This is a genomic window from Acinetobacter harbinensis (genome assembly GCF_000816495.1).
GTDB lineage: Bacteria > Pseudomonadota > Gammaproteobacteria > Pseudomonadales > Moraxellaceae > Acinetobacter > Acinetobacter harbinensis.
The window spans coordinates 118,354-144,890 of the sequence record NZ_JXBK01000002.1; the positions used below are offsets into that span (position 1 = coordinate 118,354).

The 26,537-nt window shown below is 40.6% G+C and carries 24 protein-coding genes and 2 pseudogenes; 9 read left to right on the top strand and 17 right to left on the bottom strand.

Features of this window, described 5'->3' with window-relative positions; translation table 11 throughout:
- The 9 genes from SE27_RS12725 to SE27_RS12765 all read right to left on the bottom strand — a co-directional run.
- A partial coding sequence (locus SE27_RS12725; RefSeq protein ID WP_455550005.1) for a p-hydroxyphenylacetate 3-hydroxylase reductase component occupies positions 1 to 882 on the bottom strand: 882 nt, incomplete at its 3' end.
- A gap of 48 nt (positions 883 to 930) precedes the next feature.
- Positions 931 to 1,884, bottom strand: coding sequence for a PDR/VanB family oxidoreductase (locus SE27_RS12730; protein ID WP_039624186.1), 954 nt, complete (start codon positions 1,882 to 1,884; stop codon positions 931 to 933).
- A gap of 34 nt (positions 1,885 to 1,918) precedes the next feature.
- Positions 1,919 to 2,656 (bottom strand): SDR family NAD(P)-dependent oxidoreductase, encoded by a 738-nt coding sequence (locus SE27_RS12735; protein ID WP_039624188.1) that lies wholly within the window; start codon positions 2,654 to 2,656, stop codon positions 1,919 to 1,921.
- A 10-nt stretch (positions 2,657 to 2,666) separates the two neighbouring features.
- A complete protein-coding gene (locus SE27_RS12740; protein ID WP_039624190.1) occupies positions 2,667 to 3,152 on the bottom strand; it encodes an aromatic-ring-hydroxylating dioxygenase subunit beta in 486 nt (161 codons plus the stop codon).
- A 10-nt stretch (positions 3,153 to 3,162) separates the two neighbouring features.
- The gene (locus SE27_RS12745; protein ID WP_039624192.1) at positions 3,163 to 4,440 is read right to left on the bottom strand and encodes an aromatic ring-hydroxylating oxygenase subunit alpha; all 1,278 of its coding nucleotides are present in this window, start codon (positions 4,438 to 4,440) and stop codon (positions 3,163 to 3,165) included.
- A 45-nt stretch (positions 4,441 to 4,485) separates the two neighbouring features.
- A complete protein-coding gene (locus SE27_RS12750) occupies positions 4,486 to 5,001 on the bottom strand; it encodes a nuclear transport factor 2 family protein (protein WP_390882004.1) in 516 nt (171 codons plus the stop codon).
- Between the two features lie 23 nt (positions 5,002 to 5,024).
- Positions 5,025 to 5,384, bottom strand: coding sequence for a hypothetical protein (locus tag SE27_RS12755; RefSeq protein ID WP_039624194.1), 360 nt, complete (start codon positions 5,382 to 5,384; stop codon positions 5,025 to 5,027).
- 31 nt (positions 5,385 to 5,415) lie between these two features.
- Complete coding sequence (locus SE27_RS12760) at positions 5,416 to 6,576, bottom strand: acyl-CoA dehydrogenase family protein (RefSeq protein WP_039624196.1); 1,161 nt, start codon at positions 6,574 to 6,576, stop codon at positions 5,416 to 5,418.
- 17 nt (positions 6,577 to 6,593) lie between these two features.
- Entirely contained in the window at positions 6,594 to 7,709 is a 1,116-nt protein-coding gene (locus tag SE27_RS12765; protein WP_039624198.1) for an amidase, read from the bottom strand.
- A gap of 144 nt (positions 7,710 to 7,853) precedes the next feature.
- Here SE27_RS12765 and SE27_RS12770 point away from each other — a divergent pair, with 144 nt between their 5' ends.
- Both SE27_RS12770 and SE27_RS12775 read left to right on the top strand, forming a co-directional pair.
- Entirely contained in the window at positions 7,854 to 8,321 is a 468-nt protein-coding gene (locus SE27_RS12770) for a MarR family winged helix-turn-helix transcriptional regulator (protein WP_039624200.1), read from the top strand.
- An 833-nt stretch (positions 8,322 to 9,154) separates the two neighbouring features.
- Complete coding sequence (locus SE27_RS12775; protein ID WP_039624201.1) at positions 9,155 to 10,099, top strand: sensor domain-containing diguanylate cyclase; 945 nt, start codon at positions 9,155 to 9,157, stop codon at positions 10,097 to 10,099.
- 94 nt (positions 10,100 to 10,193) lie between these two features.
- On the opposite strand, the gene cntB is transcribed toward SE27_RS12775, so the two are convergent.
- From cntB to SE27_RS12805, 6 genes and pseudogenes are all read right to left on the bottom strand, one after another.
- Positions 10,194 to 11,153, bottom strand: a complete 960-nt coding sequence (gene cntB / locus SE27_RS12780; protein ID WP_039624202.1) for a carnitine monooxygenase, reductase subunit CntB — start codon at positions 11,151 to 11,153, stop codon at positions 10,194 to 10,196.
- A 51-nt stretch (positions 11,154 to 11,204) separates the two neighbouring features.
- Positions 11,205 to 12,656 carry an NAD-dependent succinate-semialdehyde dehydrogenase gene (locus tag SE27_RS12785; protein ID WP_039624204.1) on the bottom strand — a complete coding sequence of 484 codons (1,452 nt, stop codon included), beginning with the start codon at positions 12,654 to 12,656 and terminating at the stop codon, positions 11,205 to 11,207.
- Between the two features lie 93 nt (positions 12,657 to 12,749).
- Positions 12,750 to 13,892 carry a carnitine monooxygenase subunit alpha gene (cntA, locus tag SE27_RS12790; protein WP_052251767.1) on the bottom strand — a complete coding sequence of 381 codons (1,143 nt, stop codon included), beginning with the start codon at positions 13,890 to 13,892 and terminating at the stop codon, positions 12,750 to 12,752.
- A 22-nt stretch (positions 13,893 to 13,914) separates the two neighbouring features.
- Positions 13,915 to 14,877 carry an alpha/beta hydrolase gene (locus SE27_RS12795; protein ID WP_039624206.1) on the bottom strand — a complete coding sequence of 321 codons (963 nt, stop codon included), beginning with the start codon at positions 14,875 to 14,877 and terminating at the stop codon, positions 13,915 to 13,917.
- On the bottom strand, positions 14,874 to 16,538 hold the full coding sequence (locus SE27_RS12800; RefSeq protein WP_171160777.1) for a BCCT family transporter: 1,665 nt from the start codon (positions 16,536 to 16,538) through the stop codon (positions 14,874 to 14,876). Before SE27_RS12800 ends, SE27_RS12795 begins: the two co-directional genes overlap by 4 nt.
- A 22-nt stretch (positions 16,539 to 16,560) precedes the next feature.
- Positions 16,561 to 17,672: pseudogene (locus tag SE27_RS12805) on the bottom strand (tartrate dehydrogenase).
- A gap of 102 nt (positions 17,673 to 17,774) precedes the next feature.
- Between SE27_RS12805 and SE27_RS12810 the strand changes: the two are divergent.
- Positions 17,775 to 18,755 (top strand): LysR family transcriptional regulator, encoded by a 981-nt coding sequence (locus tag SE27_RS12810; protein WP_039624212.1) that lies wholly within the window; start codon positions 17,775 to 17,777, stop codon positions 18,753 to 18,755.
- Between the two features lie 54 nt (positions 18,756 to 18,809).
- On the opposite strand, the gene SE27_RS12815 is transcribed toward SE27_RS12810, so the two are convergent.
- A complete protein-coding gene (locus tag SE27_RS12815; protein ID WP_039624214.1) occupies positions 18,810 to 19,991 on the bottom strand; it encodes a porin in 1,182 nt (393 codons plus the stop codon).
- A gap of 214 nt (positions 19,992 to 20,205) precedes the next feature.
- Positions 20,206 to 20,568 (bottom strand): NirD/YgiW/YdeI family stress tolerance protein, encoded by a 363-nt coding sequence (locus SE27_RS12820; RefSeq protein ID WP_039624216.1) that lies wholly within the window; start codon positions 20,566 to 20,568, stop codon positions 20,206 to 20,208.
- An 831-nt stretch (positions 20,569 to 21,399) separates the two neighbouring features.
- On the opposite strand from SE27_RS12820, the pseudogene SE27_RS14005 reads away from it, so the two are divergent.
- From SE27_RS14005 to SE27_RS12840, 6 genes and pseudogenes are all read left to right on the top strand, one after another.
- Positions 21,400 to 22,057, top strand: a pseudogene (locus tag SE27_RS14005) (IS5/IS1182 family transposase); the annotation flags it as partial.
- A 132-nt stretch (positions 22,058 to 22,189) separates the two neighbouring features.
- Positions 22,190 to 22,300, top strand: coding sequence for a hypothetical protein (locus tag SE27_RS14165; RefSeq protein WP_227504660.1), 111 nt, complete (start codon positions 22,190 to 22,192; stop codon positions 22,298 to 22,300).
- Positions 22,301 to 22,783: 483 nt separating this feature from the next.
- On the top strand, positions 22,784 to 24,154 hold the full coding sequence (locus tag SE27_RS12825; RefSeq protein WP_039624218.1) for a PQQ-dependent sugar dehydrogenase: 1,371 nt from the start codon (positions 22,784 to 22,786) through the stop codon (positions 24,152 to 24,154).
- A 392-nt stretch (positions 24,155 to 24,546) separates the two neighbouring features.
- Positions 24,547 to 25,095, top strand: a complete 549-nt coding sequence (locus SE27_RS12830; protein ID WP_039624220.1) for a GTP-binding protein — start codon at positions 24,547 to 24,549, stop codon at positions 25,093 to 25,095.
- A gap of 8 nt (positions 25,096 to 25,103) precedes the next feature.
- Entirely contained in the window at positions 25,104 to 25,511 is a 408-nt protein-coding gene (locus tag SE27_RS12835; protein ID WP_039624222.1) for a roadblock/LC7 domain-containing protein, read from the top strand.
- Between the two features lie 322 nt (positions 25,512 to 25,833).
- The gene (locus SE27_RS12840; RefSeq protein ID WP_052251768.1) at positions 25,834 to 26,439 is read left to right on the top strand and encodes a hypothetical protein; all 606 of its coding nucleotides are present in this window, start codon (positions 25,834 to 25,836) and stop codon (positions 26,437 to 26,439) included.
- The last annotated feature ends 98 nt before the right edge of the window (positions 26,440 to 26,537 follow it).

Below are 26,537 nucleotides of genomic sequence, written 5' to 3' on the forward strand. Positions count from 1 at the left end.
TTCATTCTGATGGCTATCGGCAATATCAAATAAATAATGGGCGGTTTTCTTGCCTTTTTCGGTCAAAGTATAAAAACCGTCGGTTTCAATCAATAATCCATCCTTACTCAAGATCGTTGCCGCCTGCTCGACTTCACGCATTGGCATGGCAATATCGCGTGGTAAATCTGCTTTACTTGAGGCAGTTCCACTGCCTAAAACCAATAATAATCTGGCTTCACTGGTACGGAAACCGGTCACCAGCTGTTTTGGAATATAATCTGTTTGATAAAACTTAAATGCGCGACTCATTAAATAGCATACATTGCTATGTAAATGACCTTGATACATTTGTCCAAGATCTTCAACTTTTTCTGTATCTTTGACTTGTAATAATGGGTGTGGAATCACACCCGAATACGCACCTTGATGATAAACCAACGGGCTGCGTCCTTCATCGCGGAAATTGACCACTTTACCAATAATAATCCAGTGATCGCCCCCTTCAATAATTTGATGACGCTCACATTCAAAAACAGCTGAACTATGATCCAGTATCGGCGCTGAACCTGCACCAATTTGATAGCTGGTTCCTTCATACTTATCGATATTACGTCGCGAAAACTTATTTGATAGGTCAATTTGCGAGCCGGACAGTATGTTGACTGCAAAATGTGAGGCTTGTTCAAAAACAGGAAAACTCGATGATTTTTTATCGATACTCCATAAAATTAAAGGCGGATCTAAAGAGACCGAATTAAAGCTATTGGCTGTCACGCCTACTTTTTCACCTTGCTCATTTTGAGCCGTGACAATCGTCACACCCGTGGCGAAATTACCTAGCGCGCGTCTGAATTGCATCGGATCAACGCCAACTTTATCCATTGTTTTTAATGCGTTCATTTATTCTCTCCTGAATTTTTTTGTCCATGTTTTTACTTTGACTAAAAACTAAATATCCAATACAAGGCGTGCTGATTTCGAACGTGAGCAGCAGACCAATATTTGCTCATTACTGGCTTTTTCTTCATCGGTAAAATAGACATCTCGGTGATCGGGTTCACCCTCAATCACATCGCACATACAGGTGCCACACACCCCTTGCTCACATGACATTTCAATATTAATGCCTTCTCGTGCTAAGGCTTGTAAGATGGTTTCTTCACTATTGACCAGAATGATTTTTCCACTCCGTTCAGCCACCACTTCAAAAGCATCACCCGTGGTTTCAACATCCACTTGGAAATATTCTTTATGAATTTGGCGGTCTGGAAAATTTTGAGTTTGAGCAAGATTAATCACCCAATCCATAAATCCGTTTGGACCACAGGTATAAATATGACCGGTTTGATCTATATTTTTAATGGCACTTTCAAAGAACTCACGATGACTTGCACCCTCAGATTTAAAGTGAAATCGCGTAAATTGAGCCAGTTCGCCTTGTTTAATTTCATCCACAAAAGCACAATTTTCTGGACTACTGCCACAATAATGCAATTCAAACGATGCGCCTTCATGCAAAAGTTGATAGGCCATGGTAATTAAGGGCGTAATTCCAATTCCCCCTCCAATTAAAACCGCATGCGTGGCTTTAACCAGTGGAAATAAGTTACGTGGCGCACTGACCTGAAGCTGCGTACCATTTTGAATATCATTAAAAGCTGATTCTGAACCACCCCGTGATTCTGGATCTTTTAAGATGCCTAATCTAAAAATACCCTGCTGTTTGGGGTCTTGGCACAATGAATACTGACGAATCATGCCATTGGGTAAATGCACATCAATATGCGCACCGGCCTCTATTTGTGGTAATTGAGTGGATGTTGTGGATTCAAATTCCATTACAGCAACATTGCCACCTTCGACATGTCGATTTTTAACCACCACGTTATACAGTGCTGTCATTTTAAACTCTCCTTAAATGCATGAAGCACACGGCTTAACGCATAAACAATCCACCATTGATGTCCCAGGTTGCGCCCGTTACAAAGCCCGCATTTGGGCTGGCAAGTAATGCGCAAGTTTCAGCAATAAATTGCATACTGCCCAATGCTTTAACTGGAATGTTTTGAATAAATTGAGCCATTTTTTCATCTGAAACCACACTATGCACAATAGGTGATTCCATTGGACCGGGCGCAACGGCATTGACCGTAATCCCTTTCGTTGCAAATTCTTTGGCAAAAATTTTGGTTAAAGTCACAATCGCGCCTTTGCTTGCGGCGTAGTGTGCCCCTGTTGCCGTTCCACCATTTTGACCTGCAAGTGAGGCCATATTAATAATACGGCCATAACCTTTGGCAGCCATATATTGACCAACAATTTGACACGCTTGGAAGGTACCGCGCTGATTGACCTGTGTAATCCAGTCAAAATCACTCGCGGTAATTTCCAGTACAGGCGTTGCTTTAGTCACCGTTGCATTATTAATCAGCACATCGAGTTTTGAGAATTTTTGCTCAATCCACGTGACGGCATGATGAAAGTCTTGTTCTTGCGAAATATCTAACTTTAACGGATAAAGATTTTCAGCATTTGGACTTTTGGCCTTGGCCTGTTCAGCTTTTTCTAAACTGCTGGCCGATAAAATCACTTGATGTCCAAGCGCTGCAAAATATTCAGCAATCACATTGCCAAGTCCAGAAGCTGCGCCAGTCACTAAAACAACCTGTGTCATCTGCTCTCTCCTAGAGAATGTAACTGATACCGGCTAAGGTATCGGTTGAGTTAACTAAGTTAATCACTTTACGGCTAATTTTTAAGCCGCCTTCAGTTTGACGCACCAAATGATAAGTCACGTCTGCGGTATAATGTTTTAAGTTTTCTTTGCGGAATTCGCGTAAGTTTTGTGCACAGCGCAGTACAATTTCATTGTCTTGATCTTGAATGACTCGCACACGTGACACACTGCGTACCGTATTGGCTTTGGGTGCAGTTGAAATTGCCTCACCATTTTCTAAACGTTGCACCCGAAGCTTGCGCATATGATGATCATCATAAGCATAGTTCAAATTGTTTTCGTAATCGGTCAGTGTTGGGTCGATTGGAATGATGTATTTACCTTGTTCACTCCAAAGATTTAACCATTCTTGATATTCTGAATGATCCAACATATCTGCTTCAGCCCAAATAAAAGCCGTCACTTCATTCAGTAAATTTAAATTAATATTCATGGCTCGCTCCTTAAGCAATCATCATCTTTTTCCACTGCTGATAGGCACTACGCATCCCTGTTTCAGCACTGACATCACTTTTTAAACCATCTTCAGTTTTCACTTCGCCCGGTAAACCGCGATTCAACATAATCCACAAATCATTGCCTGCACTTGCGCCACGTTGTACACGTTCCCACGCTTCTGCATCATCCGGTGTACCAAAACCAAACGGACCTTGAAAATGTTCATGTAGACGTAAGCGGTATTGATTAGCCACTTGTGGTCCACCATCCATGGTAATCACAGAGTGATGGATTTCAGTTTTATCCACCGCAATAGGTTGCATGACGCGGAAAAAAGCCATTGAACAGGCAATATTGGGGAACAGATTTAAGTTAAAGCCCGATCCGCCCACAGAACGCACAATGCGGCGTACTTCTAGTTCGGCATGCCCTTCTTCACGTAACGCTTGAGCTAAATCTTCAAAACGTTCTTGAATGGGACGTTCCATTAATTCTTCATCGAGATCGACCAGATCTGGAATCATCACCATGACACTGTGACCATTGCCTAAGTCTTCAACAAAACCCGGTTGATTATCAAAATTAAACAGTTCTTCTGTTTTTTCATCCACTGAACTTAAGAATGATTTATGCACCAAGGGAAAATGATAGGCATCGGTGGTGTTTTCAAGCTGAATTTTCCAATTCCCGGGAAAAGTAAAACGGTGTTCACCCAAGACTTTAATTGGATAACCGGCCCCTTGTTTCATGAATAAATCAATCCACTTTTTCGCCGGTCCCAAGAAATCAACCAACGGTTCAATGTCGTGATTAAAAGAGGCGAAAATCATGCCGTTATACTCTTCTACGCGAAGACTAATCATCGGCAATTCAGATTTATCTAAACACTCACCATAGCTTTCAGGCGACGGTACACCACGTAAAGTACCATCAAGTGCATAACTCCAACCGTGGTAAGGACACACAAAGCTGTTGGTTTTGCCTTTTTTATGTTCACACACCGTTGCGGCGCGGTGACGACAACGATTCAGTAACACATTGACTTTTTTCTTACGGTCACGCACTGCAACTACCGGTTGCTGACCAATATTAATGGTTTTATAGCTACCGGCATCAGGAATTTCGCTGGCATGTGCCACCCAAACCCAGGTGTTATAAAAAATCTTTTCCATTTCATCTTCAAAGATCTTTTCATCTTTATAAAGTGAAGTATGTACACGATCACTTTGTACTAATTCATTGTAATCAATATCAATATTATGCATTGGGATGATGCTATTCATTTTAATAATCCTTTTGGCTATCCGTATTCAGGCTTAATCCTTGGCTTAGTCTGCTTGGGGTACTGGTAATGCTGCTTGGCTATGCCAATGGCTCACAGGTCGGCTGAAAATATTCTCGGTCTGAAAATGTTTAATCTTCCATGTACCATCTATTTGCTGATTAAATTTCACCCTAAGTTTGGCTGCATTTAAATGGCTACGTTCATCTCGAAAGGTTGAGGTTTGCAGCATCAGCCAAGTTGCATTGGCTTCATTATCTTGAACATCAATTTGTTCAGAACTGACAAAATGTGCATTCATTACAAAATGAGATTGTTGTTGGGTATAGCTTTTAAACATGGCATGGATGGCAGACCAAGATTCAAAGCGCCCAAAAGATTGTGCATATTTTTCGCCAACGCCTTCCCAAATACTGTCTCGATCAAAAAGCTCCATCAATTCATTCAGGTCCGTATTGGCATCTAAAGCATCACAAATTTCCATATAACGATTAATACAGTTACGAATCGAATTTTGTGCTTCAAGCTTGTCTAAACGTGCCAAAATTAGTGCTAAATCCATTTTGCCATCCACCTTTTAATCAATTAACGTTGAATAATCAGTTCACGACCCACACGCGCTTCGACTTTGCAGTACTTCCATAATTTATAAGGACCATCACCGACAACGGTGGTTCTAAACAAATTACATGCGGCATGCACGGTTTCAATATCCGGTGCATCTGCAAGTAAATAAGTAGTCCATGGAAAACCGCTACTTGGCCCCACCATGCTTTGATCATCGTCCATGTTGCCGTACACTTTTACACCCGGTAGGTCATGAATCCCATTCCACATTTCACCAAAAGCCGCCCAAACGGCTTTGGCTTCTGCCGGCTCTGCATCAAAAAAGTTTTGATTAATGCCCATACAAAAGAGAACGCGAAGTTTTTTTTGAGTTTCCATACTGCTATCCTTTTAAAAAATAAACTAAAATTTATAAATAACCGGGTGTTGGATTTAATCCAAAGCTCATTGCACCTGCATTTTGTAAGGTGTTATCTCCCATAAATGCATGCTGTGTCACCACATTGGTATCATTCACAAAACGGCTAAAAGGGTTGTTGGTATAAATTGCGGTCATGCCGGCCAGCATCTGCATTTTGCGGGCAACACGAGCAGATACACGCGCAGCGTGGGTACAAGACAGGCGCATATCACTAATTTGCTGTGCTGCGGGTTGGCGACCCGCTAAAATTTCATTCCACACCACATCCATGGTTTGATAGAACCAATTGCGGGCTGCCAAAAATTCAGCTTGAGCTTGTGAAAATTCATATTGCGTCACTGGACGATTGGCAATTTCTGCACCCCCAGTAATCGAAGCTTTACCCGGTGCTAATTTTTTAAATTCATCTAAAGCCGCGGCTGCAACACCAATACCTACGACAGTTAAAACTTGGGTGGCCAGCGATAATGATGGATATTTAAAGAACGGTTCCGGCAATTTTGAAGGTTCACCGCGTACAAAGGTCCACGCCTCTGGTACAGATACATTTTCAACCACCAAATCGTGACTACCTGTGCCTTTTAAGCCGACCGTATCCCACGTCATTTCAATTTTGGCTTTATGCGCAGGCAAGACTGCCATACGAGGTAATCCTTGGCTTTCATTGTGTTTTTTCGGCGCAATCCCGACACCGACAATATCTGCACCCTTACAGCCACTGGAGAATTTCCAACGGCCGTTTACCATAAAGCAATCATCGACCAATTCAGCAGATTGTGGTGGGAAAATGCCGCCTGCAAAAACAATATCGGGACTGTCCTTATACAGCTCTTTTAAAGTCGCTTCAGGTAAACTGCCTAAATAGGCAGGGCTCATGCCAAAACTTGCCACCCAACCCACCGAGCCATCTGCCATAGATAATCGTTCAATCAGTTCACAAAACTGACGTGGACTAATTTCATCGCCACCAAAACGTTTGGGAACAAAGGCTCGATACACCCCTAATTGCTTTAATTTTTGAATAATGTCTTGGCTCACATAGGCTTGCTGATCAAACTCACCGCTACAGGCACGTTCACGAATCTCATCACAGAGTTCATCTAAGTCTATGCGTTCTTTTACAAATTCCTTTGTAGATAAATCATTCATTACCTAACTCCTTGTATTTAATGTGCTGCTGCCTTCACGACAAAATCCGTAATTGCACACAACTGCTCATCTGTATTTCGCTTGGTTATAATTTGTAAGCCAACCGGCTGGCCATGCACTGTTTCAAGTGGAATAGACATCACCGGATGACCCGAAAGATTAAAAGGTCGTACAAATGCAGTTAAATTTAGAAATGCGACAGTATCTTCTGCATCCACCACTTTAGGTGGAAGGTGTGGCAAGGTGGGTAGAAGAATGGCATCGTACTTTTCTAGAATTTGGTCAATTTCAGCTGTAAATTTGCAACGCACAATTTCGGCCGCTTCAACTTGCTCAAGCGTGGTCGACGCCGCCTTTAATAAGCGCGCATTAACATCTTGACCGACTTTTCCTGTTTCGGTTAAATGGCCATAAGCTTGCCAATTTTCATAATTAATAATGTGCATACCGGCATCGAATGCTTGCTCAAAATTTGCACATTGCACGGTATCTGGGTTTAAATCGGCCTGCTTTAAAAAGTGATGAATCGTATCCCATACCTCAGCATCTGCATGGACATCGAATAGTGCGAGTTTAGGCACCGTGGTTTGACAGACATTTTGATGAAAGGTCGGATCAATGATCTGCATGGCCTTTTGAATCATCTCCACCGAGTTTGCAAATGGACCCACGCTGTCTAAAGAACTCGCTACGGGATAAACCCCTTTACGGCTGATACGCCCATAAGTCGGTTTCAGACCATACACACCACAACACGCGGCTGGCATACGAATTGAACCACCGGTATCGGTACCAATGGTAAAGTCCGCTAACTGCGCAGCGATGGCCGCAGCAGAACCGCTGGATGAACCACCCGGAATCAAATCCGGATATTTTGGGTTAATCGGTGTACCAAAAACTTTGTTAATGCCTGTAATACCAAAGGCCAATTCATGCAAATTGGTCTTGGCTATAATTTGACAGTCTGCACTTAAGATTAGATCAACAATTTCTGCACTCGATACCGCTGGAGCAGCGCTTTCATAGGCTCGACTACCGGATAACGTTTTGAAACCCTGAATGTCGATAGAGTCTTTGATCATGACTTTCAACATTCCAGATCCTAGTTGGGCTTCCTGTGCCACAATATTCATTCACTTTTCCATGTATTTTTATAATATGAATCTAATATCTGAAAATTTCATGTAATTGTCAAGCATATTTTCCACTTAGTCTGAAAAAACGTTCTAATCTTTTGTATAATGAAACTTTATATATTGTTAAAGTTGTTTCTTATAATGCTTAATCAATTGGATCAATTTTTACCCAACAATGAGCCCAAGAGTATCCAAAATTTTCCTTTTTTTTGGATCTCTCAAGTCAATGGCAAATATTCTCAGCTCATTGAGAAATCAATAAAAAAATTAGGTATAGACAACACCAGACGTAAAATCATTTTAAGCACCAATGCCTTAAGTGAAGGAAGTATTACTGAAATTGCAAACTTATCGACTCTTAAGCTGACCACAGCCACCAAAGCTGTTTATCGCTTAGTGGAGGATGGAATTGTGGAGGTGTTCTCCTCAGAAGTGGATGAGCGTATTTCAATGGTTAAATTAACCGAAAAAGGCAAAATGCTGGTAGAACAAATTAACTCCATTAGTGCCATTACCTTGGCCGGTGTTTTAAATGCTTTTGAGGAAAATGAACTAAATGATTTAAACACTCAATTGAAAAAAATATTCAACTTATTGCCTTCTAGTTAAGCTTTATAAGCGCCTGATGAGGATTGCGCATGTCACTGGCTTTTGATTGAATGGCTGATTGAATCTCCGTATGTTATTTACTCTAATCGTCTTAAATTGACTGAATGCGCAGCAACCCTCATAGAGTGGGTTGTTTCGTCACTCAGCCTAGCTTTAATTGAAGGTAGGGCTTATAGACTTACACAATAAAATTTTGATTAAGTCGCCGCCATCTATAAAAATATTTTTACCCTCCTAAGACAGGCCAATGTCTGAGTCTGAATTAATACTCAGTGCAGAAACTCTACTGTGCGTAAAAGACCTCTATTCAGTGATAGTTTTTAGATGCACTCTAAATGAAGCATGATGTTTATAGCGGATTCATGGCTCTACATTAAGCGCTTAAATGCTTAAGCAAGTAAATCCTCTAAAGCAATGCGCTGATTACTAAATTTCTTAATTAATTTTTTAACTTCAACTCAGTTAATTGTTTTGTGATGATCACTAATATAAAACGCTCTATTAACACTCCATTTTTATTTATGTGCAAAGCATAAAATGGCAGTGGCATATTTTTAGGCTGTAGGCAGATATTGTGTCACTTGACTGTCGAGGATTATTTTGAGGTCTTTTAAAAATGGCTAACTGTTGCAATATGTAAATTAATTTAAATTTAAAAAACAAATAAATACTCGAAAAATAACGCAATAATATAGATTATTTTCTATCAGAGTATCTATAATGAAAGATAGATTATAAATACTCTTTTAAGCTCTATGCTGAGTTTGCTTGAGTGGGACATTTTTTGGAACTATGAATAGTTTTTTTTGATCATCACTACAGGCTTGTTTTGGATGGATAAATTAAATTTAAGAAACTTTCAAGAAGCGGGGCAAGCTGTTTTGCAGTTTTTGCATCAGCGTTTTGGATTTAATTTGTGGATGATCACGCGAGTCGAAGGTAAAGACTGGATCGTTCTACAAAGTGAAGATCATGGCTATGATATTCATCCTGGACAAGTTTTTCATTGGGCCGATTCCTTCTGTTCGCATATGGTGCTGGGCAAAGGGCCTAAAATTGCACCCCGTTCTGAAGATATTCCACTGTATGCCTCCGCACCCATTAACCAATTGGTGAATATTAAATCTTATATTGGGCAACCCCTGATCAATGAAGATGGCAGTCTTTTTGGTACGCTGTGTGCCATTGACCCTCTGCCTAAATCTGAAAATATTGCTCAAGACATTATAATGATTGAATTGTTCGGTGATTTGTTGAGTAAAATTTTACAGGCCGACTTGCGTCAAAATCAACAGATACGACTGCATGAACGTTTACAACTCGAAGCATCAAGTGATGTATTAACCGGATTGTATAATCGACGCGCTTGGGAAAGATTATTAATTACCGAAGAAGAACGCTGTAAACATTATGGCGTTTCGGCGGCTATTTTCTTTATTGACATTAATGATCTTAAAAAAGTGAATGATAATTTAGGCCATGTCGCAGGCGATCAGATTATTCGTCAGGCGGCGAATGTACTGCGTAACAACTTACGTAGTAATGATATTGTGGCGCGCTTAGGCGGCGATGAGTTCGTTGTTTTAAGCGTGGAAACCAATCAAGATGAGGCGGAAATACTGTTTAAACGCCTGATGGCCGCATTTAAAGAAGTACAAATTAGTATCGCCATCGGCTTTGCTATTCGTCATCCGAGCCAAGGCTTAGTGGAAGCCGCAGCGCAAGCCGATCAAAATATGTATATCCATAAACGCCAAATGAAGATGGTCTCCCTTTAACGCCTCACACTACAAGCATAAATAAATACTAAACTCAAAGAGTGGATTGAATCAAAAACAATTGAGCCTGCGCTCAATTGTTCAGGGAGAATGACTAAAGATCGAGGATGATTTCTTTGCCTTTGGCACGTGACACACAGATCATCATACTGCGCTGAGCAGCTTTTTCAGCATCATCTAAATATTGATCAAAATGCTCGGCTTCACCTTGTAAAATGGCAGTTTCACAGGTCCCACACACGCCTTCGCGGCATAGACATTCCACTTCAATATTTAAACCTTCAATCGCTTGAAGAATCGTCTGATCTGCCAGCACCTCAATACGTTGGTTTGATTTAGCCAGTATTACCGTAAAGGCTTCGCCATTTTCAGGCACCGTCGAGGCAAATTGTTCCCAATGAATATATTCATCGCGATAGCGATTTTGATTACAGCTTTCAATCACCGCATCAATCATGCTTTTAGGACCGCAAACATAGACATGCGTTCCTTTGGGCTGCTGGGCAATTAAGCCATTTAAATCAATTTTTGAGCCTTCACTATCAATATAGCTAAAAACTCGGTCAGCATGCTGGCCTTGAGTCAATTCACTTAATAATGCAGCATGTTCGGGCGAACGATAAGCATAATGCAATTCATAGTTTGCCCCTCGTGCAGCCAGTTCCGCCATTTGCGGCACAAATGGGGTAATGCCAATGCCGCCGGCAATTAAAAGATGTTTTTCACCACTTGCTGACAGCGCAAATAAATTTTTGGGTTCAGACACTTCAAGCTTAAAGTCGGGCAGACAGTGGTCATGTAAAAACACTGATCCACCTTTTCCGTCTACATCTTTACGCACACACACTTGATAACTGGATAAATCATTCACATCACTCATTAAAGAATAAGCATTGGAAAGCTTATCATTAAGCTTCAAAATAACATGGCTTCCTCCGGTAAAAACCGGAAAATTCTCACCATCTTGACGCTTAAAGGTAAAGCGCTTGATTAAAGGAGTAAGTTGCTCCACTGCTGTAACTACAGTTGGGAACATTTCATAACTGTTAGTCATCTTTAAATCCTGAATTTTATAATGAGGTTATGCGGTTAAGTCCGATTTCACTTATACACCAAGGCATAAATATTTAATGGTCATAAATTCTTCTAAACCATATTTAGAACCTTCACGACCAACACCGGATTGCTTGACGCCGCCAAAAGGCACCACTTCATTGGAAATAGCGGTTGAATTCATACCCACCATGCCATATTCCAGTTGCTCGGCCACTTTAAAAATACGTGAGATGTTTTCTGTATAAATATAGGCCGCCAAACCAAAAATAGTGTCATTGGCTTGTGCAATCACCTCTTCATCTGTTTCAAAGCTAATTAACGGTGCCACAGGACCAAAAATTTCTTCATCCACAATCTGCATTGATTGATCAACTTGCGTCAAAATAGTCGGTTCAAAGAAGCTATAACCCAATTCATGCGGTTTACCCCCACAGACAATTTTGGCGCCTTTGGCACACGCATCATCAATCAGTTTTTGTACTTTAACCACGGCTTTGCTATTAATTAGTGGTCCAATCTGAACCCCCTCATCTAAACCATTCCCCACTTTGAGTGCTTGAACTGCGCTGATAAATTTTTCAGTAAAAGCCGCATAGATATTTTTATGTACATAAATCCGATTGGCACAGACACAAGTTTGACCGGCATTGCGATATTTTGCCAACATCGCACCTTGCACAGCTTTATCCAGATCGGCATCTTCAAAGACGATCAGCGGTGCATTGCCGCCCAATTCAAGCGCGAGCTTTTTAATGGTCGGTGCGCATTGCCCCATCAGTAAACGACCCACTTCTGTTGAACCGGTAAAGGTCAGTTTTTTAACATTTTCATGCGCGGTAAAGACTGCCCCAATTTCAGCAGATTTACCGGTAATCACGCTAATCACGCCTTTAGGAATACCGGCCATTTCTGCCAATTTGGCAAGGGCCAAGGCGCAATACGGGGTTTCATTGGCCGGTTTAATTACAATGGTACAGCCGGCAGCAAGTGCAGGGGCGGCTTTACGCGTGATCATGGCAATCGGGAAATTCCACGGAGTAATGGCTGCCACAACACCAATCGGCTCTTTAATCACTAAAAAACGCTGTCCGGCATTGGTGCTCGGAATGACATCACCGTAAATACGTTTGCCTTCTTCGGCAAACCATTGAATAAATGAAGCGGCATATTTTACTTCACCCAATGCTTCAGTCAGCGGTTTACCTTGCTCGATGGTCATGATGCGCGCTAGGTCTTCGGCATGCTCAAGGGTTAATTTGTGCCATGCCAAAAGTAGGTCCGCTCTTGCTTGTGCAGTCAGTGCTTTCCACGACTGTAGCGCAGCTTGGGCACTTTCAATGGCCTGAATGGCTTCAACTTTACCCATATTCGGAATAACGCCAATCTCTTCATCGTTGGCTGGATTGGTGACTTTTAGTTGATCTTGACGATCGGCCTTGATCCACACCCCATCAATAAAGGCGCTTTGTTGAAATAACGGGTTATCTTGTAATGCTGACATGTTTGTATCCTCATACTTTTTGTACAAATGCGCGCAGTTTAGATCAGGCCTGCCGTATAAGCTTAGGCCTGATCTAAACAGCTTTAGATCCAATTACTGATGATATTGAGCCACGAGGTTTTGGAAATAAGCAATACCATGCTCACTAATTCCTGAACGCTGTTTGTCCGTCATAATACGACCTTGACCACGGTAGCCACGTGATTTTAAACCACGTTGCACACTCTCAACCAAATCTAAATCTTCAGGGCGAAAAACGTTACGATACCATTCGATCAAATCTTTTTGATCTTGGGTCAGCTCTTCATTGGTGAAATAAATATCATAATGTTGCAGTGTGGTTTCAGCATCCATTGGGAATTCATAAATTACCGTCATAAAGTTGCTGCCCGGTGGTACATTAAACATGGTACTTGGCCACGTCCAGAAACCGTGGAATTCAGGATCAGTAATAGAGGGGTCTAATTTAAACGACTTTTCCGAAGAACGTGCGTAGCCATATTGTAATGTCCAGTTTTGATGGGTGGTGTGCCAATATTTATCCACCTGAACCGAGTCAGCAAAACCAGGATGAGCGGTACCACAGTGGTAGCATTCAAGATAATTATCAACAATCACTTTCCAGTTGGCTGGGGTTTCTGTCACAAAACGTGCCGCCAATTTAAGGTCTTTGACCACGGTGCAAGCTTCGGCCAATTTAGCGGCAAAGCCTGGCAATTGATCTTCAACGCAAGTGGCATTTTCATCCATATTGATGAATACAAAGCCTGCATATTCTTCAACTTTAAGCGGTACCATGCTGGAATTTTCTTTATCAAAATTCTCGACATGATCACAGTTACGGGCCAGCGCCAAACTACCATCTAGTTTAAAGGTCCATGCATGATAAGGACAGGTAATGACATTTTTGGCCTTACCACTACCACTTAATAACTCATGTCCGCGATGTGGACAGACATTATAAAAGGCTCTTAAAACCTGATCTTTACCACGAATAATCACAATATTTTCATCAATGACTTTACGGGTAATATAATCATTGGAATTCGCCAGTTCACTGCCGTGCGCTACACAAATCCAACTTTTGGCAAAAATTTGCTCTTTTTCATGCTCATACACTTGTGCCGAGGTATAAAAAGCTTTGGGAAATGTCCAAGCATTGGCCGGATCGGCACAAAAGTCTTCTGGTAATTTCTCTGCCAAATCAGTGGTGTTTAAGCTATTAATTTTATTCATCGTTTTACTTCCTTTCTACGATTTAAGTTTTGTTGATCATGTGTTGGATCGCACTCAATAACTGTTGATACAGCTGTTGTACTTCAGGACAATCGCGCATTAAGCGTAATCCACCATGTAAAACACCTTGTGCGACATAAAAGTGATTGCTTATACCCGCTTGGCTTAATGCGGCTGCAAAATAACGACCATCATCAGCCACAGGATCAAACTCAGCGACACCAATAAAGCTTTCTGGCATATCTGAAAAGTCATCTGCCAGTAAAGGAGCTAAACGTAGATCCTTCCACTGCGCGCGATCGTGTGCATATTCATGTAAATAATATTCACAATCAGCACAAGTTAATAAAGGCGCATGGGCATGCTGCGTATAAGCAGGCAAATCAAATTGTGTGGTTAAGACTGGATAAATTAGCGCAAGCCCTTGGGCTTGTTGACCGCTGTGACGTAAAGCTACTGCAACTGCTGCGGCTAAATTTCCACCTGCGCTATCGCCTGCTAGAACAATATTATCGGCGTCAATGGCATATTGCGCAGCTTGTTGTTTCAGTGTGCGATAGGCAAATTCACAATCCTCATAAGCGGCAGGAAAATGATGTTCGGGGGCTAAACGATAATCCACACTCACGACAACAATATTTAAGTCTTGGCAAATCTGGCTCAGTAAAAACTCATGTGAATCTAAGCCGCCAACCACATAGCCACCCCCGTGGAAATACAACACACACGGCCAACCGTGTACGGGTGTGGCGAGGTTTTTTGGTCGATAAAGTCGAATATCAACACGATGATTTTCACTGTTAAGCTGATGGTCGGTAATTTCAATCTTGCCATCGCGTGGCAAAGTATAATGGCGACACATCGCATCATAAGCGGCACGCACCGAGTCTAAATCTGTATCTGCTGCACTGTAGACGGTGCTCCAGTACACCAAACTTTGCATTTCTTCACTTAAAACATAGTTTGTCGCTGCTGGGTAGGTCATAAGACTTCCCCTTTAATATGCTCAGTTTTCAATGCTGCAGGGCTGACAATATCAATTTCGACCTGCTGATTGCTGTGTTTAGATTCATCATTATCAGCTTGATATTCTTCAAAGATCTTCTGCTCAATCAAATGAGACGGAATTTTTGAATAATCTTCAATTAACCACTTAATCAGACCATAGGTTTGAATTAAGATAATGACAATGAAGGGCACTGCGGTCACCACCGTAGCGGTTTTCATGGTATCCAGCGGTGCTTTTGAAAAGATCATCGCAATGGGTACCAAGGTCAGCATCACACACCAGAATAAACGGGCTTTTGGCGAAGGATCCTGTCCTTCTTCTAGGCCACGGGTACAGGTGGCAGATACCGCATAACCCACCGCATCCATGTGTGCAGCTAAAAAGATCACCATAATACCAAGGAAAATCCACATCATCAGCTGACCGGCAGGCAACAAGCTTAATAATTGTCCAATGGCGACTTCACCACCTTGCTGGCTTAAGATTTGTGGCACATTCACCACACCATGCATAAAGCTATACACACTAAAGTTTTCAAACACCCCAAAAATAAACCAGATGCCCACGCTACCGCCGATCACCATGGCTAAAATCACTTCCTTGATGGTACGGCCTTTAGAGACACGAGTGACGAATAAGGCCACGCCCGGTGCATAGGAAATCCACCATAACCAGTAAAATACAGTCCATTCTCGTGTAAATTTGCCGTCACCCATCGGGTCAGTAAACAAACTCATATCCACGAAATTGGTGGCCATTAAGCCAAAGCTCATTAATGAATTGTTTAAGATAAATTGCGTTGGGCCAAAAATTAGCACGTAAACCGCAAACAGAATCACGCCCAAACAGACCATCTGACTTAAACGCTTCATGCCACTTTCCATACCCACGTATGAGCTGAGGGCAAACACCATTGAAACCGCTAAAATAATGATCACTTTGGTGGTAAAGGTATTCGGAATACCGGTTAATAACGACAGAATATCGGTAAAAGTAACTGCGGTCAGCACCAAAGAAATGGTTAATGCGCCAAACATACACAATAAGAACAGCAAATCGACCAAACGACCGACCACGCCAGTGGCTTTAAAACCGGTCACCGCTTCAATGATCGAGGCTAAACTTAAGCCCTTATTCTTGCGCACGTGAAAGCTATAACATAAAGAGACCGAGGCCAGTGCATAGATCGCCCACGCACTTACGCCTGAGTGAAAGAATGAATACGCTACACTGTATTTTAAGGCCTCCGCTGATTCTGGCGTAAGACTTAAACCGGGAGTTTGGTAATAGTATGCCCAATCTAAAAAGCCCCAATATAAACTCGAAGAGCCAATACCGGATAAGATGAACATAAAAATCCACGATGGCGTACTGTATTGTGGCTTACCTTCACCCAGTTTAATTTTTCCGTATTTACTAAATGCCAAGCCTAAAGTGAAAATAATCGACAAAAAAGCAAACAATAAAACAGGGGTGGTAAAGATTGAGGTGACCCAATACATTAATTTAGCAGCCAAATCAATCGATTCTGCTGAGTAAATCGCCAGTCCAGCCACAGATATAAACACAAAGAATAAGCTGGTTATTGCTAAGAATTTATCCGTGTAAACTTTTGGTTTTTGATTTTCCATATCAATAAATCCGTTTAAAAATGGATTTTTATTCCATGACGAATAAGTCCATTACTGTTTACGAATAAGCGATGCGATCGCATCTCCAACTTGATCGGTTTTTGCCGTTCCCCCAACATCTGCTGTTTTAGGGCCATTTACCAACACCTGCTCAATCGCTTGCATAATGTCTTGGCTGGCACTTTCAAAGGCAGGCTCACCATTGCCTAAAAATTCCAACATCATTGCACCGGACCAGATGGCGGCAATCGGGTTGGCAATGTTCTGACCATAAATGTCAGGCGCTGAACCATGTACTGGCTCAAATAAAGAAGGAAAGTCACGCTCTGGATTTAAGTTGGCGGAGGCGGCTAAACCAATGGTGCCGGTGCAGGCTGGGCCTAAGTCAGAGAGAATATCGCCAAACAAGTTCGAGGCCACAACAATATCAAAGCGCTCTGGTTGCAATACAAAACGAGCGGCTAAAATATCCACATGCTGTTTTTCTGATTGAACATCAGGATAATTTTTTGCCATCTCATCAACGCGCTCATCCCAATACGGCATGCTGATTGCAAGGCCATTAGATTTAGTCGCGGCGGTTAATTTTTTCGCTTTACGCGTATTGGCCATTTCAAAAGCATATTTTAAAATTCGGTCTACGCCATGACGAGTAAAAACGGCTTCTTGCAGGACAAATTCACGGTCAGTACCTTCAAAGGCCTTACCACCAATGGCTGAATATTCACCTTCACTATTTTCACGCACCACAAAGAAATCAATATCACCGGGTTCTTTACCGGCAAGAGGCGATTTTACACCGGGCATTAAACGCACCGGACGCAAGTTCACATATTGATCGAAGCGACGACGGAACTGTAATAAAGAACCCCACAATGAAATATGATCGGGTACTTTTTCTGGCCAGCCCACAGCGCCAAAGAAAATGGCATCGTATTGGTTTAAAATTTCAAACCAATCATCTGGCATCATTTTGCCGTGCTCAAGATAGTAGTCACAGCTGGCCCAATCAAAGCGATCTAATTGCAGTTGAATACCGTACTTTTGCGCGGCAGCCTTTACAACTTTCACGCCCTCTGGTAAAACTTCTAAACCAATGCCATCACCTGCTATGGTGGCGATCTTATATACTTTTGCCATGCTATCCTTTGACCCTGCTAATGAACATCGTGTAAGTCATTAACATGATCTTTTCAGATAAAATGATCAACATTCAAACCATCAGTCTAATGGACACAGATCGTGAATAATCTACCTAACTTATCGGATTTTAAGGTTTTTTGCGTTGTCGCAAAGCGTCGAAGTTTTGTAGAATCAGCAGAAGAACTCGGTGCATCGCCCGCCTATATTAGTAAGCGGATCAATATTTTAGAGACCAATTTAAACTGTAAGCTGTTTCATCGCAGTACGCGCCATGTCAGTCTGACTGAAGATGGCAAATTAATCTTAGACAAAGCCACGCATATTCTTGAAGAATTCGATGCGCTGAGCGAGCTGGTCAACAATCCGCTCAGTTCACCGACTGGACATTTAGATATAGTCTGTAGTTTCGGTTTTGGGCGTAAACATATTGCGCCCATTTTGTCTAAGTTATTGAGTATGTATCCAAAACTTACCTTAAATTTCAATACCATCGACAACACCAAGGATCTGATTCAACACAGTATTGATTTAGATATTCGCATTGGCAATGACATTGCCCCAAATATGATTGCCAAAAGACTGGCATCCAATTTTCGTATCTTGTGTGCCTCACCCAGCTATTTAAATAAAAATGGTGTTCCTGAAAGCGTCGATGATTTGCGCTTTCATGATTTTTTAAGCATCAGCGAGCGCGATCAATCCTCAGTATTACTCAAACTACAACATCATAATGAAGATATGGTGACGCATATTCGCCCGCGCTTTGTGTCCAATAATGGTGAAATTATCCATCAATTGGCCATCGATGGGCATGGTATTATTTTACGTTCAGTTTGGGATGTGGTGGAGGAGCTTATTTCAGGGCAATTACAACACGTTCTACCTGCATACTGGCAAGATGCGGATATCTGGGCCGTTTATCCTTCACGCTTAAAAACATCCTCTAAACTTCAAACCTGTATTTTGTTTATTCAACATGAACTCTCTAATCGTTTACTGCCGATTCAAAGCTTAAAACGAGGCGAAGTGATTGCAGCAGCAGAACATCGTCCGCCCCCGACTGAAAAAGTCTTTTTATAAAAAAATCGCCCAGCATCACTGGGCGATTTTTCAAACTTAAATCAAATCAAATGATTAAAAATAATAACCCAAAGATAAGTAAAACAATTGATTCCAGCCATTCTGATCGCCTTGTGCCAAACCGCGGCCACTACTGCCGGTCATTGGATCATTCTTACTCCAAATATACTCACCCTGCACGCCTATCGACTTATAGTTAAAATAGACGCCAGCCATGAGCCGTTCTGAATCTTGAAAAGTGGACTCATCTTTGGAAAATTGACTATATGAAATATAAGGTTTGATATTTTCCATCTGAAAAATCGGTTGCTTGACTGCATAACTTAATTCATTTACCCAAAAATTTGTATGATTTGCCACTTGATACGGGAAGTCGAATGCACCAATGGTCGAATATTGCGGATGTAATCTATCAGCGTTGTCAATATCTTGCGCACCGGCAACAAATAACCATTGCCAAGCATTCAGTTCGGTCAGCGCAAAGACATTCCACGCTTTACGTGTTCCCTCAGCATGGCTAATTTTATTGTCTAACTGAGAATGCCAATAGGATGCACCAATTTCAGTTTTTAATCCGTAATCCTGATTTAAATTGATTTTTTTGGCGGCCGTAGCAATCCACATATTCTTTTCTTCAAGATCGGTACCGCTATTTAAATCATCAGCAGTGACGAAATTACCTGAATAGCGACTTGAATCTTTTGATGAGCCTTTGTAGTTGCCCCCATCTTGAGGATAAAAACCCAGTGCCAAACGATAATCCTGATTTTTAAATTGATATTTTACGCCTAAATTGTGAATATCCTCTAAACCCACTGTATTTAAAAGAGTTTCATAATAGCTATTGCCCCATAAGTTGCCATAGCCAAACTCAACCGGTTGTAAGCCGACCGTTAGCCGCTGCTCATCATTAAATTTATATCCGACCCACGCATCTTTTAAAAAAACCGCATCGCATAATGATTCATATTGATAACAGCGCGTATCCACTGAGGCCAACCAGTTCGGATTCTCATAGTTCAGTACCAGTTTGATATCCGCCAGTTTCCAATCATTATTGCTGCCTTCACTGGCAGCGTCGGCATAATCTTTATGTAAAAAACGGCTGCGAATTGCACCTGAGAGTTTAAGTTGCCCTGTATATGCTTTAGCATCACCGATAGACAGCCCTTGTGCAAAACTTGCGGAGCTACTCAATACAGCCACTATAGCCGTCACTGCTAAAGATTTTTTCATTTTAACATCCCTGTTTAAAGAGAGTAAAAATGAACAATTTCAACTGTTAGATCAATAGGCGAATAAGCGATTCAGGATTCACGAAATGTGTTTAATCAGCATTGTATCGGTCAATCGGCTTAAAATAAAAAATGCATTTATAAAATAAACAGTTATTCGCTAGTGGTAGAGTCTGTAAAACCAATCTCTCCACCACTGAATTTAATCGACCGTACTACTTAATTTTTTGAATTTTAATCACTTCAATATCTGTGGGTTTTTTCCGATGCGTATCGACCTCACCCACCACACGTACCTTATCTCCAGCTTTGAGTTGTATCTGCTTCCATAGATCATCATCTACATCAATCACAATTGAACCACTGCTATCTTTAAGTTCAAAATCATCGCCAAAAATATGCTTTACAATACTGCCGGTTAAGGTGACTGCCGTTTCATCCGCTAAGGTCTTGGCTTTGGCTATGCTGACCACATTTTTAGCAGCGTCTTGTAACACCATGGAGTCAGATTTAGCAAACACTGACGCACTACCCAATAAAGCCAAGCCGGTGAGTGCGGTAATAAGTATTTTTTTCATCATTATTGCCCATAATTATAATCGTGTTATCTATCTAAGCAAACTTTTTAAAAATTCTAGAGAGGCTTTTGTAAATTTAAGTATGTTCTTGTGAGGTGCTTATCTGTACAGGACTATATTATGAATTAAATGCTTGAATTGATGTGTTTTTATATAAAAAGACTTTATTCATTATTTTCACTTCATTGCAAAGTCTAAATTGTAGCTTCTCAATTACATTTTAGGCATCTATTCTTTTTGCCATATTTGACTAATCTTTAGAACGTATTTTAAAGATTAGCCAAATTCATCAAATACAGCCCTTAAGGGTTACTGATCTTTTATTGATTACCTAATGATACAGTTTCAATTCGCGATTCTGTTTACAGCCCCGTTTTTGATTTTGATCATTCGGATCTGTTTCAATAAACAGTATAAATTTCCTTAGCGCTTTTCGCAGAAACAATCAAAGATTTCCAAAGAATCAGGCTTAAAAAATTGAATGACACAAAAGCATGCATTATATGTTTAAGCCTAGAGACAATGAGCATCTATTCGGATCTATCATGAATTTTTGCAGTGAATAACGTTGTTTTAATTATTAAATATGAAGTGTCACATAAGATCTTTGCATGTGGGAGAAAATCATCATCCCAAAAATTAAAAATACCAATACTGTGGTTAAAGAGCTATACAATCGCATTCATTCATTTATCTGATATATTATGTAACATCTTGTGCCTAATTCGTTCTATATGCAAGATATATAAAGTATTTTTTAGACTAGCCGCTGTTGACCTTTACTGTGCAGAAAAATAGCAAGCAAGTAGCATTCAATCCTAAACTCCCACTCACTTCGCACTATGCCTCAAATATACACTTAGAAATTTTATTGCAGCTATGCTTTATAGAATTTGAACCGGTTTTCCTTGGCGTGATTTACCCAAACTCTTTGGTAAATTAAATATCCTTCTTAATAAGTTTATTCGATACTCTAAAGACCATAAATTATTAAAATAATGAACTTGTTATCCAAAAATGCAGATTTAGAATGGATCTTTATTGTTGCCAGTCATGTTCGAGTACCTGAATATACAAGAGAAATCAAAAATCAGGCTATTTCCCAGCACCAAAACTCATTGAACTGGGCATGTAAATGAAAATCCCATTGAATGCATCATAGGTAATGGCACAAGTCATGATGTGAAATTTACACTTGATCTAATAACTGCCGATATTTAATAACAATAAAAATATTATGTGCAGATACAGATTATGATTTAAAACTAATCACAGAAAAAATCAAAAACACCGAAACTACAGCAAATATCCTTCAAAACATCATTCAAAATTTAATAATGATCACATGGCTTGCTATTGATATAAAATTAGGTGCTGATTTGAAAACATTTTTGCAAGATTAAGTATTGCAATACATTACGACAAGCTAAGACAAAACTATGTGAATTTAAGTGCCCTAGCATGTATTTTTATTTTTTGGTCATTATGAAATATCAACAAACTCTAGGTGTTAGCCAATAAATCTGCCTAAAGATGAATAAAAAATAATTTATTGATCAAACGGATCAAAAGAAATGAGATAATCTTAGATTATTTTACTCTGCGAGAGAATATCAACATGATGACCTTTTTAAAAAAGAAAAATAAAGCCAGTTTTGTATTTTTTATCATCATATTGTATTCAATTATTGGTGTAGGTCTGGGTTATCTTCTTACAGAATATCTTATATAAATAAGGTTTTGAGTTGATCTATTTTGGGCCTAATGTGTGGTAAAAAAACTACGCGCCTCACAAGAAAAAATGTGGTGATTGTATACGCGTAAATATGAAATGTTGGATTTAATATTCGGCTGAATTATTAAACGTTCTAAATCCTTACTTAGGCTAAATCTCAGAGAAAAATACATGTTTTGCATGAGTATATTTACTCGGTAGCGTGCTTTTTAGTTATCCATTCCGCATTTCTAAGGATTAAGCTGACTGTATCTCCATCAAAAATGCTCTAGGCCTCGCACAATTGATTTTAAAATTTTAACTTCTGCATAAAGACGTTGCTCATTTCATCAGGACTGTTGATTATTTTTTAAATTCATTGCGTTTTAAGCCAAAAATCACAACCAATCCGCCACCAGAAAAAACATGAACCCCATGGTTAATGGTTGAAGTAAATTTTAAAGTAAGGTCATTACGATAAAAAATAAATTGGAGATAAAAATGTCTACTCGCTTTTTACTGCCCCTTGTAGGCTCTGCCATTGTCTTGGCATTAACCGGATGTGCAGCATCCTCTCAGTATCCCATTTTAGAGAGCTACGGCCCTCAACCTCGTTTGCCTGAACCGAAGTCAAGTTTACTGCCTACCGTAAATATCGCCCCCGCCAAAGGCTGGCCTACAGGCACAATGCCCACCCCTGCTGCAGGCTTAAAAGTGCAAGCCTTTGCAGCGCAACTACAGCATCCGCGTTGGCTATATGTGTTACCCAATGGCGATGTATTGGTGGCTGAAACCGACGCGCCGCCTAAACCTGATGACAGCAAAGGGATTAAAGGAAAAATCATGAAATTGGTGATGAAACGTGCCGGTTCATCACATCCAAGTGCCAACAGGATTAGCTTGTTACGTGATACGAATGGTGATGGCGTAGCAGATCAAAAAACTGTATTTCTACAAAATCTTAACTCTCCGTTTGGTATGGCGCTGGTCGGTAACATGTTGTATGTGGCCAACACTGACGCACTGATGCGCTTTACTTACCAAGACGGTGCAACGCAAATTAGCGCAAGCGGCAGCAAAGTATTAGATTTACCGGCAGGTACGCTCAATCATCATTGGACCAAGAATGTGATTGCCAATCCCGCAGGCACTAAACTTTACATTACAGTCGGTTCTAACAGTAACGTGGCAGAAAATGGTCTGGATAAAGAAGTCGGTCGTGCATTAATTACCGAGTTTGATATTGCCAGCGGTCAAGCGCGTCCATTTGCAACAGGGCTACGTAATCCCAATGGTATGGACTGGCAACCGCAAAGTGGCGTACTTTGGACAGTCGCCAATGAGCGTGATGAAATTGGCAGCGACTTGGTCCCCGATTACATGACTTCCGTTAAAGAGGGCGCTTTTTATGGCTGGCCGTATAGTTATTATGGCCAGCATATAGACCTACGGGTCAAACCACAAAACCCTGAACTGGTCGCGCGCGCCATTAAGCCTGATTATGCGCTGGGCAATCACACGGCATCCTTAGGCCTTGCCTTTTATAAAGCTGAACTCATGCCACAATATCGCGGCGGTGCGCTCATTGGTCAGCATGGTTCATGGAATCGTAAACCGCGTAGTGGCTACAAAGTCATTTTTGTACCGTTTAAAAATGGTCAACCTTCTGGTCAACCACAAGATGTCTTGACTGGCTTTTTAAGCGATCAAGGCGATGCTTTGGGACGACCTGTAGGCGTAGCCGTTGATTTTTCAGGGGCTATTTTAGTCGCCGATGACGTAGGCAATATGATTTGGCGTGTCTCACCGGTTGGCGCAACCAGCTATGATAGCCCGATGAATAAAGCAGTCAATGCCGCGGCTGTTGATTGAACAGCGACTGTAGAAAGACGGATCTGACCCTTATCAATTTGCGCATACAGTACGCAGTTTAACTGCTCAATCTTGATCTCATCTTCAACCCAAGTATTCGCTGAATGCTTGGGTTGATTTATTTTGGCCTAAATCATAAAAATCTAAAAACCTGAACAAATGATTCTATTAAAATATAAATTTTAAAAATACCATAAATAGCGACATAGCTATACATTGAATAAATTATAAAACATACAAAACAGCAAGCTATCACTAAAAAATAAATTTTAAAATTGATCGGTCGGTAAAATATATTTAAACCCAAGTAGCTTATTCTTCTTATTATGTTACAATATGTAAACAAATTGTGCTTAAATCCATCTTCCCCTATATTCCAAAAGTAGCGTTTTATGATTCTTCAGCAGTATAAAATTGTCTTTGGCGGCACGATGGGAGCTGGTAAATCTACAGCGATTCAAGTCCTATCAGATATCGCTGTTGTGAGCACTGAAGCTGTTAATACAGACTTAAATGCACACAGTAAATACCTGACCACGGTAGGGATTGATTATGGTGAAATTAGCTTAGAGGATGGCACCAAAATTGGTTTATATGGTACGCCCGGCCAAGATCGTTTCGACTTTATGTGGAGCATCGTCTGTAAAGGTGCCATGGGCATCGTGGTATTAATTGATCATTCCAATTTAAACCGACTCAAAGATTTAGAATTTTACCTCGATGCCTTTCAAGGCCACTGCGGCAATATCGTGGTTGGCGTGACGCATTTAGATGAAGATGATCATCAGCTGTTAAAAATATACTCCGATTGGATGGCGGTAAATCAGCGTCAGCATCCTTTATTTGCAATTGATGCAAGAGAAAAAGATGATGTATTGTTGATGATCGAGACATTAATTGCTTCACTTGAAGTGCAATCCGCTTTAGCTGCTATTGAATAGGATCGTCTATGTTTGCTTTAAATAACCAACGCCAAATCTCCGCAGAATTTAAAGAGCAGGCAAGTCAACAGATACATGAATTATTAAATATGGTCAGTGGTGTAGATTTTGTCATGTTGTCTTCAGCGGACGGGTTTGAATTGGCTTTAGCCAGTAAAAAAAATCTTGATAACCGTGGGAAAATTGCGGCTGTGAGCAGTTCAATTCTGGCCATGGTCTCGGCCTTTATTGCTGAAATTCATTTAAGTGGTTGTAAAACCATTACCTTAGATGCAGATAATGGCAAAGTTATTTTAACAGCTGTCGATCATCCTCAATATCCTTTGGTTTTAATTGCTGTTGCCAGCAAAGAGGTGTTAATCGGACAACTGTTATATGCCATTAAAAAAACTACGGAAACTTTAGCGCAAAACTAGTTTTTTTAAATAGTGCAATCAATAGATTAAATACACCATGCATCAATATTGCAGTTTCTAATCGATATTCACCTTTTATTCACTTTGGCTCAGTTATATTTCTCTCAAGTATTTAATCTGCAAAAGATTATTTTTTAGCCAGTATTTTTATTCACGGCTTGAGGTAAATAATACTGGGCATCTGCGACAAGATAGATTTTTTATCTTTTTTAGTTTAGATGATTGCATGCAGTAATTGAAAATCACTATCCGTTTGCGGTAATGACTCATCATATTTTGTTTTAAGGAACGCTTTAAAGTGAATATAGCCAAGGATTTTTCAATGCAATATTCGCAGCTCAATGTTGAAAATCAGGTGGTGTTTAATGAAATTTTTACACCCCGAAATGGTTATATTAAGTTATTTGATCAGACTGGTTTTTTGGCTTTAATTGATACACGCACTGAACGGGTTTGGTTTAATCAAAATCGGCCGCTGCGCTCTTTAAATGCCAGTATCAATCAGATTTATGCCACCAACTCTTTTGTACAAGAGATGATCAAAGACAAAAAAGCCTACGATTTAAGAACTTGGTTATGGCAGGCAGTCTCGCATTCTGATGGCTTACAATTGCCCGCGGTCAATAGTGAATTATGTTTTAAATTAAACATTTGGCCTCAGCTAGAAGCAGGTTCACAGCGTAGTGATGACCTCAAAATAGCGGCGTGCTTTGCTTTAGGGGCAAAAGTAAAAGATGTTGAGCAGCACTTGGGCTTATCACGAGAAAGTATTGAAAAATTTGTGGCAATGGCCGAGCTGATTAGACTCGGTGATTGGATTGAACAAAGTAGCGCCAAATTCTGTACTGCACAGCAGCAAGACAGTGCGGGTCAAGTCAGCGCACTACGTAGTTTCTTCGGAAAATTACGAAAAACACTCGGTTTGTAATTTAAAATTCATGGGGTAAGCCCTTCACTTAAGGTAAAAGTATGGCTGGTATTAGTTTAGATAATTTAACAAGTATTGATGGTTTTGTGGCGGCTGCA

Excerpts from the sequence above, each read along its gene's own strand:
- SE27_RS12755 (WP_039624194.1), bottom strand. The coding sequence starts at position 5,384 with ATGGAAACTCAAAAAAAACTTCGCGTTCTCTTTTGTATGGGCATTAAT.
- SE27_RS12750 (WP_390882004.1), bottom strand. The coding sequence starts at position 5,001 with ATGGATTTAGCACTAATTTTGGCACGTTTAGACAAGCTTGAAGCACAA.
- cntA (WP_052251767.1), bottom strand. The coding sequence starts at position 13,892 with ATGAATAAAATTAATAGCTTAAACACCACTGATTTGGCAGAGAAATTA.
- SE27_RS12770 (WP_039624200.1), top strand. The coding sequence starts at position 7,854 with ATGCTTAATCAATTGGATCAATTTTTACCCAACAATGAGCCCAAGAGT.
- cntB (WP_039624202.1), bottom strand. The coding sequence starts at position 11,153 with ATGACTAACAGTTATGAAATGTTCCCAACTGTAGTTACAGCAGTGGAG.
- SE27_RS12765 (WP_039624198.1), bottom strand. The coding sequence starts at position 7,709 with ATGAATATTGTGGCACAGGAAGCCCAACTAGGATCTGGAATGTTGAAA.
- SE27_RS12840 (WP_052251768.1), top strand. The coding sequence starts at position 25,834 with ATGCAATATTCGCAGCTCAATGTTGAAAATCAGGTGGTGTTTAATGAA.
- SE27_RS14165 (WP_227504660.1), top strand. The coding sequence starts at position 22,190 with ATGACCTTTTTAAAAAAGAAAAATAAAGCCAGTTTTGTATTTTTTATC.
- SE27_RS12735 (WP_039624188.1), bottom strand. The coding sequence starts at position 2,656 with ATGACACAGGTTGTTTTAGTGACTGGCGCAGCTTCTGGACTTGGCAAT.
- SE27_RS12825 (WP_039624218.1), top strand. The coding sequence starts at position 22,784 with ATGTCTACTCGCTTTTTACTGCCCCTTGTAGGCTCTGCCATTGTCTTG.
- SE27_RS12775 (WP_039624201.1), top strand. The coding sequence starts at position 9,155 with ATGGATAAATTAAATTTAAGAAACTTTCAAGAAGCGGGGCAAGCTGTT.
- SE27_RS12760 (WP_039624196.1), bottom strand. The coding sequence starts at position 6,576 with ATGAATGATTTATCTACAAAGGAATTTGTAAAAGAACGCATAGACTTA.
- SE27_RS12815 (WP_039624214.1), bottom strand. The coding sequence starts at position 19,991 with ATGAAAAAATCTTTAGCAGTGACGGCTATAGTGGCTGTATTGAGTAGC.
- SE27_RS12835 (WP_039624222.1), top strand. The coding sequence starts at position 25,104 with ATGTTTGCTTTAAATAACCAACGCCAAATCTCCGCAGAATTTAAAGAG.
- SE27_RS12785 (WP_039624204.1), bottom strand. The coding sequence starts at position 12,656 with ATGTCAGCATTACAAGATAACCCGTTATTTCAACAAAGCGCCTTTATT.
- SE27_RS12830 (WP_039624220.1), top strand. The coding sequence starts at position 24,547 with ATGATTCTTCAGCAGTATAAAATTGTCTTTGGCGGCACGATGGGAGCT.
- SE27_RS12730 (WP_039624186.1), bottom strand. The coding sequence starts at position 1,884 with ATGACAGCACTGTATAACGTGGTGGTTAAAAATCGACATGTCGAAGGT.
- SE27_RS12745 (WP_039624192.1), bottom strand. The coding sequence starts at position 4,440 with ATGAATAGCATCATCCCAATGCATAATATTGATATTGATTACAATGAA.
- SE27_RS12740 (WP_039624190.1), bottom strand. The coding sequence starts at position 3,152 with ATGAATATTAATTTAAATTTACTGAATGAAGTGACGGCTTTTATTTGG.
- SE27_RS12820 (WP_039624216.1), bottom strand. The coding sequence starts at position 20,568 with ATGAAAAAAATACTTATTACCGCACTCACCGGCTTGGCTTTATTGGGT.
- SE27_RS12795 (WP_039624206.1), bottom strand. The coding sequence starts at position 14,877 with ATGACCTACCCAGCAGCGACAAACTATGTTTTAAGTGAAGAAATGCAA.